Origin of the sequence: Candidatus Protofrankia californiensis (genome assembly GCF_900634765.1) — a bacterium.
In the GTDB taxonomy this organism is placed as follows: Bacteria; Actinomycetota; Actinomycetes; order Frankiales; family Frankiaceae; genus Protofrankia; species Protofrankia californiensis.
In genome coordinates this window covers 3,514-7,165 of the sequence record NZ_CAAAFT010000379.1, presented here as the reverse complement: position 1 = coordinate 7,165, position 3,652 = coordinate 3,514, and the positions used below count along the sequence as shown (strand labels likewise).

The following is a 3,652-nucleotide window of genomic DNA, read 5'->3' as shown; positions in this document are numbered from 1 at the left end:
CATGTCGACCTTCATCCATTCCATCGCGGCCGCGGGCTTGAGCGACAGGCCGCCCGAGTCGAACGTGATGCCCTTGCCGACGAGGGCGAGCGCGGGCCGGTCGGAGGCCTGCGAACCGGCCGGGCGCCACTCGAGGCGGACGAGGCGGGGCGGGTTCGCCGAGCCCTGGCCCACCCCGAGGATCCCGCCGAACCCACCGTCGGCCAGTGCCTGTTCGTCGAGCACCTCGACGGTGACGCCCACCTCACCCGCGCGCCGAGCCGCGATCTCGGCGAACACGGTCGGCGGCAGATGCCCGGGTGGTGTGTTGACGAGGTCACGGACGAGTGCCACGGCGTCCACCGCGATACCGGCCCGGCGCACCGCGTCGCCGGCCGCGGACTGCGAGGCTTTGTCCACCACGAATGTGATTTCGCTCACGGGCGGGCGGTGGTTGCCGGCGGACGTGGTCCGGAACTCCCCGAAGGCGTACGCGCCGAGCAGTGATCCCTCGGCGACGGCGCGCAGCTGCGCCGGCCCGGGGGTGCCGGTAGCGAGGGCGAGGGTGGTGGCCACGCGGGTGGTGCCGGCGAGCGCGCGCACCGCCGTACCGGCCGCGCGGCGCAGGGCCTCGTGGTCGATGCCGCCGCTGGCGGCGTCCGTGCCCGCTCTGGTGTCCTCAACCGGGCCCGCGTCCGCCGCCGCTGTGATCTGCGCTGGTGGCGAGGACAGCGCACCGACGCCGACCGCGAGCACCGTCGGGACGGGCAGGATCCCCAAGGTCGCGAAACGGACCAGGTCACCGGCCTTACCGGTCGCGCCCAGGTCGGCAAGAACCTTCGCGAGCCGGCCACCGAGCGCAGCGTCGAGCGTCTCGGTACCACCGAGCGGAATGGGACCGTCCTTGCTCGTCGCAACACCGATCACCAGTGCGTCGGCGTCAAGATCCAGCACGGATGAGGTTGTCACGGCAGTCACGGTCATGTCGAGAGACTACGGAACCCACCGCAGGCCGGTGCACGGCCGGGCCCCCGCTGGTGGTCAACCCTCGAGCTCGCGGTCCCCGGATCGCGGCAGAGCCGTGATCCGGGGCTAGCCTGCCGGTATGGGTGAGCTGTTGCGGTCTCCGTTGCACGACCGGCACGTGGCGCTCGGCGCCAAGCTGGCCGACTTCGGCGGATGGGAGATGCCGATCGAGTATCCCGGCGGGGGTGTGCTGAAGGAGCACGCGGCGGTCCGGTCCGCGGTCGGGATCTTCGACGTCAGTCACCTCGGCAAGGCGCGCGTGTACGGCCCCGGCGCCGCGGAGTTCGTGAACTCAGCCCTCACCAACGACCTGTCCCGCATCGGTCCCGGGCAGGCCCAGTACACCCTGTGCTGCGATCCCGAAACCGGCGGAGTGGTGGACGACCTCATCGCCTACCTGTACTCCGCCACGGACGTCTTCCTGATCCCCAACGCGGCCAACACCGCCGAGGTTGTCCGCCGGCTCGCGGCGGCGTCCCCGCCCGGGGTCACCGTCGAGAACCTGCACTCGGCCTTCGGCGTGATCGCGGTCCAGGGGCCGGGTGCGCCGGAGCTGGTGTCCGCGATCGGTCTGCCCGTCGACGGCGCCTACATGAGTTTCGTGCAGGCTGACTGGAAGGGCACCGGCCCGGACAGCGGGGACGCCGCTGCCGGGGACGGCGTCCGTCGGGAGATTGTCGTGTGCCGCTCGGGCTATACCGGCGAGCGCGGGGTCGAGCTCGTGACGCGCTGGGAGGACACCCCGGCGGTGTGGGAGGCGCTGGTGGTGGCCGGCGCGTCGGCGGGGGTGCGCCCCTGCGGCCTCGGCGCCCGCGACACCCTGCGGACCGAGATGGGCTACCCGTTGCACGGCCAGGACCTGTCGCCCTCGATCACCCCGGTGCAGGCGCGGGCCGGCTGGGCGGTGGGCTGGAACAAGGAACAGTTCTGGGGCCGGGACGCGCTCGTGGCGGAGCGGACGGCGGGCCCGGCGCGCCTGCTGTGGGGCCTGCATTCGACCGATCGCGGCATCCCGCGGCCGCACATGGCGGTGTACGGGCCGGACGGCGGGCCGGTGGGCGAGGTCACCAGCGGGACGTTCTCGCCGACGTTGCGGACCGGTATCGGCCTTGCCCTGCTCGGCCGCGGCGTCGCCGAGGGAGACAGCGTCCGGGTGGACGTGCGGGGACGGCCGTCGACGATGACGGTGGTCCGGCCGCCGTTCGTGGACGCGTCCCCGAAGTAGCTCGTGGGTGTGTCCCCGCGGTAAGAGCACCCGGCAGGCTTCACCGGACGCCGAGGCGGTCCTACCGGATGCCGAGGCGGCTTCCATCGGATGCCGAGACCTTCAGGTCGCCGAGGTTCTACAGGATGCCGAGGCGGTGCTTCACCCCGTAGGGGACGTCCAGGGCCATGAACACCAGGGTGACCGCCGCCGTGACCTCGACGAGGCTGCCAAGTACGTCCCCGGTGACACCACCGAGGTAGCCGATCAGGTACCGCCGCAGCAGCCAGCCCGTGGCCGTTCCCACGGCCACGGCGATCACCGCACGCACGGCGCGGCCGGTGTCCCCGCCGTCGACGTCCAACAGGCCGCCGACGGCGGCGACGGCGACGACGGCGACGACGGAGCAGGCAGCCTGCCGCGGGCGCACGGAGCCGGCGACGAGGGCGCCGAGCCCGTTCGGGTGCGCCGGGGGTGTGCCCGCGGTACAGGCGAGTGTCGCCGCGAGCCGCCCGGTCATCGACGCGACCAGAATCGACAGGCTGCCCCGATGCTCACTGATCGTGAGCGACAGCGCCCCGACCTGAATCAGGACGACGAAGATCAGGGCCAGCGCGCCGAACGCGCCCAGTCGCGAGTCACGCATGGCCGCCAGCGCACGCTCCCGGCCGGCGCCGAGACCGTCGGCGACGTCGGCGAGCCCGTCCAGGTGCAGGCCGCGGGTCAGCAATGCCAGGGTGGCGATCCCCATGACGGCCGGGAAAAGGTTCTGGGCCGGCGTTCCGGGCGGCGCTCCGGGCGTCTTCGTGAAGATCCGGAAGCTGAGCACGACGAGGGCGGTGATGCTTCCCAGGGCGAGGCCGACGAGCGGCGCCAGCGCCATGGCACGTCCCATGGTGCGCCGGTCGAGAACGACCTGCCCCCGGACAGGCAGCAGCGAGAGCAGGGAGAAAATCGTCCGTGTGGCGAGCATCAGCCGCTGCGCGTCAGGCGCTTTCCGTCCCGGGCGTGTCGCCTGGGACGGCGGCCTTGGCGGCCTTGGCGGCCTTGGCGGCCGTGTCGCTCTTGTCGCTGACCCCGGCCTGGTCGAACGTGGCCATCTCGGCGAGCGTCGCCTGGGCGGCCACCAGCAGGTTGACGGCCAGCAGCGCTCCGCTGCCTTCACCGAGCCGCAGTCCGAGGTCCAGCAGGGGTTCGACACCCAGCGACGTCAGGGTGAGTTTCTGCGCGGGTTCGGTCGAACGCGTGCCCGCGACCCACCATGCCTTCGATCCCGGCGCGTACGCCTCGGCGGCCAGCGCCGCGGCACAGATCACGACGCCGTCCAGCACCACTGGGGTGCGGCGGACGGCGGCCTGGACCAGCAGGCCCGTGAGCGCGGTGAGGTCCGCGCCGCCGATCACCCGCAACAGGGCCAGCGGGTCGGCGGCGAACGGCCGGCCG

At 72.8% G+C, this 3,652-nt stretch carries 4 protein-coding genes; 1 reads left to right on the top strand and 3 read right to left on the bottom strand.

The features are described 5' to 3' along the window. A partial coding sequence (locus DD1DGNOD_RS29850; protein ID WP_283234727.1) for a M17 family peptidase N-terminal domain-containing protein occupies nucleotides 1-963 on the bottom strand: 963 nt, incomplete at its 3' end. A gap of 121 nt (nucleotides 964-1,084) precedes the next feature. On the opposite strand from DD1DGNOD_RS29850, the gene gcvT reads away from it, so the two are divergent. Next, on the top strand, nucleotides 1,085-2,230 hold the full coding sequence (gene gcvT / locus DD1DGNOD_RS19460; protein WP_131770767.1) for a glycine cleavage system aminomethyltransferase GcvT: 1,146 nt from the start codon (nucleotides 1,085-1,087) through the stop codon (nucleotides 2,228-2,230). 118 nt (nucleotides 2,231-2,348) lie between these two features. Here the strand turns inward: gcvT and DD1DGNOD_RS19455 are convergent, their stop codons facing one another. Both DD1DGNOD_RS19455 and DD1DGNOD_RS19450 read right to left on the bottom strand, forming a co-directional pair. Further along, nucleotides 2,349-3,182, bottom strand: coding sequence for an adenosylcobinamide-GDP ribazoletransferase (locus DD1DGNOD_RS19455; RefSeq protein WP_131770766.1), 834 nt, complete (start codon nucleotides 3,180-3,182; stop codon nucleotides 2,349-2,351). A 13-nt stretch (nucleotides 3,183-3,195) separates the two neighbouring features. Continuing rightward, nucleotides 3,196-3,652: nicotinate-nucleotide--dimethylbenzimidazole phosphoribosyltransferase (locus DD1DGNOD_RS19450; protein WP_241255847.1), on the bottom strand; the 457-nt coding region annotated here is incomplete at its 5' end.